At 69.5% G+C, this 5,410-nt stretch carries 4 protein-coding genes; 2 read left to right on the top strand and 2 right to left on the bottom strand.

Going from position 1 to position 5,410, the window contains the following annotated elements; translation table 11 throughout:
* Positions 1-391 (top strand): chemotaxis protein CheB (locus G3O00_RS39570; RefSeq protein ID WP_277399378.1); only part of this gene is annotated, 391 nt, incomplete at its 5' end.
* Between the two features lie 67 nt (positions 392-458).
* Positions 459-1,526, top strand: coding sequence for a PleD family two-component system response regulator (locus G3O00_RS39565; protein ID WP_011355615.1), 1,068 nt, complete (start codon positions 459-461; stop codon positions 1,524-1,526).
* A 20-nt stretch (positions 1,527-1,546) separates the two neighbouring features.
* On the opposite strand, the gene G3O00_RS39560 is transcribed toward G3O00_RS39565, so the two are convergent.
* Both G3O00_RS39560 and G3O00_RS39555 read right to left on the bottom strand, forming a co-directional pair.
* The gene (locus G3O00_RS39560; protein WP_206146247.1) at positions 1,547-3,796 is read right to left on the bottom strand and encodes an EAL domain-containing protein; all 2,250 of its coding nucleotides are present in this window, start codon (positions 3,794-3,796) and stop codon (positions 1,547-1,549) included.
* Positions 3,797-4,133: 337 nt separating this feature from the next.
* On the bottom strand, positions 4,134-5,150 hold the full coding sequence (locus G3O00_RS39555; protein WP_206146246.1) for a LysR substrate-binding domain-containing protein: 1,017 nt from the start codon (positions 5,148-5,150) through the stop codon (positions 4,134-4,136).
* Between the last annotated feature and the right edge of the window lie 260 nt (positions 5,151-5,410).

The following is a 5,410-nucleotide window of genomic DNA, read 5'->3' as shown; positions in this document are numbered from 1 at the left end:
GCGCGTCGCGCGCGAAGGCGACCGCCCGCAGCCGGGCGTCGCGCTGCTCGCCGCGACCGACGACCACCTGCGCATCACGCGCGCCGGCACGCTCGAATACACGCGCGAGCCGGCCGCCACGCCGTATCGCCCGTCGGTCGACGTGTTCTTCAACAGCCTCACCGAGCACTGGCCCGGCCGCGTGATCGGCGTGCTGCTCACGGGGATGGGACGCGACGGCGCGATCGGCCTGAAGGCGCTGCGGATGAAGGGCTACCATACGATCGCGCAGGACGAGGCGACGAGCGCCGTGTACGGCATGCCGAAGGCGGCCGCGACAGTCGGCGCGGCGCGCGCGATCCTGCCGCTCGGGCGCATCGCGGGCGAGCTGGCGGCGCTCGCGAGAATCTGAGCCCGACGATGAACACGCGCAACACCCTTGCCTGCCCCTGCAACAACCGCAACAACCCGCATCGACCATGACCCTTGACCTGACTCGCCCGCCAGGCGGCCCCTACACGCCGCCCGCCGACGTGCCGGCGATGGTGCTGCTGGTGGATGACCAGACGATCGTCGCGGAAGCCGTGCGGCGCGCGCTCGTCGACGAGGAAGGTATCGATTTCCACTACTGCCCGCGTTCGGACGACGCGATGGCCACCGCGATCGAGACGCGGCCGACCGTGATCCTGCAGGACCTCGTGATGCCCGGCACCGACGGGCTGAGCCTCGTGAAAGCGTACCGGACGAATCCGGCGACGCGCGACGTGCCGATCATCGTGCTGTCGACGCAGGAAGAGCCGGTGATCAAGAGCGCCGCGTTCGCGGCCGGCGCGAACGACTACCTCGTGAAGCTGCCCGACCGCATCGAGCTCGTCGCGCGGGTGCGCTACCACTCGCGCTCGTACATGAACCTGCTGCAGCGCGACGAGGCCTATCGCGCGCTGCGGCAATCGCAGCAGCAGTTGCTCGAAGCCAATCTCGAGCTGCGGCGCCTCACGCATTCCGACGGCCTGACCGGGCTGTCGAACCGGCGCTACCTCGACGAATACCTCGCCGCCGAATGGCGGCGCGGCACGCGCGAGCGCAGCGAGCTGTCGCTGCTGATGATCGATGTCGACAACTTCAAGCTGTACAACGACACGTACGGCCACGTGTCGGGCGACAGCGTGCTCAAGCAGATCGCGGCGACCATCGAGCGCTGTCTCGGCCAGTCGGGCGATCTTGCCGCGCGTTTCGGCGGCGAGGAATTCGCGGTGGTGATGCCGGCCACGTCGCCGGGCGCCGCGCGGCTGCTCGGCGAGAAGATCCGCCTCGCGGTCGAGGCACTGCGGCTGCGGCACGCGCATTCGTCGACGGGCAACACCGTGACGATCAGCATCGGCGGCGCGAGCATCGTGCCGATACCCGGCCTGCCGACGACCGTGCTGATCGAAGCCGCCGACCGCGCGCTCTATCGCGCGAAGCACGAAGGCAAGAACCGCGTCGAGATCGATGCGACGCCGACGACGCCGCTCCCCGGCGGTTTCGGCGGGCCGCGCGTCGACTGAACGCCGGCCGCGCCCCGCGCTCACATGGCGCCGAGCCGGCGCGCGTAGTCGTTCGGGTCCAGCGGGCGGCTGAACAGATAGCCCTGCTGCATGTCGCAGCCGATCTGCTGCAAAAACCACGATTGCGCCTGCGTCTCGACACCTTCGGCCGTGACCTTCATCCCCAGCGAATGCGCCATCGCGACCACGGCCTGCGTGATCGCCACCGAATCGTGATGGTCAGGCACGCCCGACACGAACGAGCGGTCGACCTTCAGGTTGTGCAGCGGAAAGCGCTTCAGGTACGCGAGCGACGAATAGCCGGTGCCGAAATCGTCGACCGAGATCCGCACGTTCATGTCCGTGAGCGCCTCGAGCATCGGCAGCACGGTGTCCGTGTCGTTCATCAGCAGTCCTTCGGTAATCTCGAGTTCGAGCGCGGACGGATCGAGCTGCGTCTGCACGAGGCAGCGATCGACCGACTCTACGAGCCCTTCGTGGAACTGCCGCGGCGACAGGTTGACGGCCAGCATCAGGTCGGGCGCGATCGTGCGACGCCATTCGGCCGCCTGCCGGCATGCGGTTTCGAGCACCCACTGGCCGATCGCGACGATCAGCCCCGTATCTTCCGCGACCGGAATGAACTCCGCCGGCGACATCGGCCCGAGCTCCGGGCTTGTCCAGCGCAGCAACGCCTCGGCGCCGACCGTGCGGCCGCTGCGCGCGTCGACGACGGGCTGATACGCGAGCCGCAGCATGTCCGACGAAAGCGCGCGCCGCAGCGACTGCTCGATCGCGAAGCGGCGCTGCAGCCGCAGGTTGAGCTGCGCGGTGAAGAACGTGAAGTGGTTGCGGCCGCGCTGCTTCGCGTCATACATCGCCGAATCGGCGTTGCGCATCAGCGTGACGGCATCGTCGCCATCGCGCGGCGCGACGCTGATCCCGATCGACACGCCGAGCCAGTATTCGTTGTTCGCGATCGCAAACGGCTTCGCGATCGCGTCGATCACCTCGCGTGCGAGCACTGCGAGCCGGTCGGGATCGTCGCAATCGTCGACGAGGATCACGAACTCGTCGCCGCCGACGCGCGTCAGTGCGTACTGGCCGCCCCCGCAGGCCGCGAGCCGCGCGGCGACGCTGCGCAGCAGCGCATCGCCCGCGTCGTGGCCGGCCGTGTCGTTGACCTTCTTGAAGCCGACGAGATCGATGAACAGGATTGCGACGCGCGCGGGCCCGCCGGCCGCATCGTGCCCGCCGAACAGCTCGCGCATGCGGTCGCCGAGCCAGCGGCGGTTGTAGAGGCCGGTCAGCGCATCGCGCGTCGCCAGGTAGCGCAGCTGCTGCTGCGCTTCACGCACGGGGCCGATGTCGTTGAACGACACGATCACCGAGTCGGCCTGCTTCTCGCCCGGCCTCACGATCGGCACCGCGTTGCCGCGCACCCAGATGATGTCGCCGTCAGCAAGGCCGAAGCCGACCGTGTAGTCGAGCAGCGGCGTGGCCGTCTCGAGCGCGCGCCGGCTCGGCCATTCGTCGGGCGCGATCGGCGTGCCGTCCTCGTGCAGCTTGCGCAGGATCACCGTCGACAGCCGGCGGCCGACGAGGTCGCCCTTCACGCGCATCATCCGGTTCGCACTCGGGTTGCTCGCGACCACGACGCCGTCGCGCGACACGACGAGGATCCCTTCGTGCAGGCTGTTGACCACGAGCCGGTGATGTTCCTCGCTGCGCGCGAGCTGTCGCGCGATCCGGTCCTGGTGCACCGCGAGGCCGACGCTGTTGCCGATGTCGCGCAACAGTTCGGTTTCCTCGTCGCCCGGCCGGCGCGGCGTGCGGTAATAGACGGCGAACGCGCCGAGCACGGCGCCGCTATCGTCGAGGAACGGCACCGACCAGCATGCACGCAAGCCCAGCGGCAATGCGACGGCCCGGTAGTTGGCCCACAGGGGATCGGCTTCGATGTCTTCGACGACGACCATCCGGCGCAGGTACATCGCCGTGCCGCACGAGCCCGCCACGGGCCCGATGGACGCGCCTTCGATCGCCGCACTGTACTGCGCGGGCAGCGACGGCGCAGCGCCGACGTGCACGTGCACGCCGTCGGTATCGAGCAGCAGGATCGTGCACGACGCACCGTTGCCGAGCAAAGCCTCGGCACGCCGGCAGACTTCGACCAACAGCTCCGGCAGCGGTGTGTTGCGCGTGATCAGCCTCAGCACGCTTTGCTCGGACGCGAGCACTTCCGCCGCGAGCCCGAGACTGTAACGAGAACTTTGCGGTTCGGTATTCAAGATGAATCCTGCCGTCTGTCCGATCGGGTCTGATGCGCCCGATTCGTTTTCGATCCTTCGTGCCGTTTTTCGCTCCGGGTTTACGCCGATGCCCGGTGCGCCCCGTATTGCGCGCGGTGCCAACGCGCGCCGAAATACATTTAACACCAATCCATGACAAGCGGCGCATCCGCGCGCATCAGGGGTTACGCGTGGTCGGCATCGCGATTGCAGCCGCCAGTCAGCCCGCCGAAAGACTTGCGCGCGGCGCCACGGCCTTCGGCAAGGCAGCGGCTCGCACGCACCGCGTTTGCAATCGATTCGTCAGATTGTGGCGACGCGCCGGCTCGGTTCGCGTTCAGTCGTCGGCGCCAGGGTCCGTGCGCGTCACGGCCTTCAGCGCATCGATCGCGGCCGTGACCGACACGCTCGCGGGCGCCGCATACAACGCGCCGACCGTTTCAGGCATCGTCGACAGCTTCAGCGGCAACCGGCCGACGCGCTCCCCTGCGCGCATGGCCAGCTCGAACGCGCGGGCCGACTGCACGAACAGGCAAGGCGACTGCTCGGCCACCGCTCGGTTGGTCTGCCATGACACCGATTCCATCAGCACCGACGGCGGCGACAGGCCCGCCTTCGCGAACTCGGCGTCCAGCGCCGTGCGCGCGGGCGACCCGAGCGGCGGCGCGATCCACGGGAACGCGGCCGCGTCGCGCCAGCCGATCCGCGCGCGCCTGAGCAGCGGATGGCGCGGCCCGCACACGACGATCATGTCGTCGCGGTACAGCGGCGCGACGTCGAGCCCCGCGCTCAGCGCCGATGCATCGAGCCGGCACACGAGCAGGTCGAGCTCGCGGCGCTGCGCCTGCGCGAGCATCCGGTCGAGCGTGTCCTCTCGCACGTTGAGCTGCACGGGACGGCCGGCTTCCCGCAGCCACACCAGCGCGCCCGGAATCAGTTGCGGTGCCATGTTCGGCAACAGACCGATCGACACCGGGCGGCCGGTGCCGGTACGCAATGCGTCGAACGCGGGCGCGACGCCACGCATGTCGGTCAGCACGCGGCCGATGCATTCGAGCAGCGCATCGCCGTAGACGGTCGGCGCGACGCGCCGCGACGTGCGTTCGAACAGCGGCAGGCCGAGCGACTCCTCGAGCTCGCGCAGCCATTTCGACAGCGCGGGCTGCGTGATCGACGCGGCCTCGGCCGTGCGCGCGAAGCTGCGCGTGCGCCCGAGCGTGTCGAGCGTTTCCATGTCGCGCACGCGCAGCCGGCGCAGCGCCTGCGCGATGCGCTGCTCGTGGGCCGGCGCGCCGGGCGGCGCGAGCAGCTCCGGCCGCGTGCGGCCGGCCGGGCCGCGTGAGTCGTGGGTCACGGGCGTCTCCGTCATTCATGTTCGCCAGGTTATCGATCGATCCCGATCTTTCATCGATCGATACGCGATCCTGCCGCATAGTCGTCCGCATGAAAACCCCCGGCACGAGCCGGCACGATCAGGAGACAGCCGACGTGAACGACGATCAGGACCCCCCCGCCGCCGAGCCCACCCCCCGGCGCCAGTCCCTCCAGCTCGCCGGCGCGCCAGCCGCCGCGGCCGGCGTCCGCACCGACGCGCTGGCTGGATCGGAAGAGAGA

The organism is Burkholderia sp. Ac-20384, from assembly GCF_017104605.1.
GTDB classification, from domain to species: domain Bacteria; phylum Pseudomonadota; class Gammaproteobacteria; order Burkholderiales; family Burkholderiaceae; genus Burkholderia; species Burkholderia lata.
This window is presented reverse-complemented; position numbering and strand designations above follow the sequence as displayed.